1 pseudogene is annotated in these 266 nt (G+C 62.0%); it reads left to right on the forward strand.

Annotated elements, in window-relative coordinates:
• A pseudogene (locus IV91_RS0114185) lies at nt 1-266 on the forward strand (IS21 family transposase); the annotation flags it as partial.

Below are 266 nucleotides of genomic sequence, written 5' to 3' on the forward strand. Positions count from 1 at the left end.
GCAACGGGTGGCCAGTCATGCTCGCTCCGATCAACGCGGTGGATTCACCACCCTCGCCGAGCATATGCCCGCGGCCCACCGGGCCCATAGGGAATGGACACCCCAGCGTCTGATTCACTGGGGTGAAAGCATTGGCCCGACCACCGGGGTCACAGTGACCCGCCTGATCGAGGAGCACAAGCATCCAGAACACGGTTATCGGGCCTGCCTGGGGTTACTGTCTCTGGCCAAACGCTATGGCAAATTACGACTGGAAGCCGCCTGTG

The sequence above is a fragment of the Ferrovum myxofaciens genome (genome assembly GCF_000735045.1).
Taxonomy (GTDB): Bacteria; Pseudomonadota; Gammaproteobacteria; order Burkholderiales; family Ferrovaceae; genus Ferrovum; species Ferrovum myxofaciens.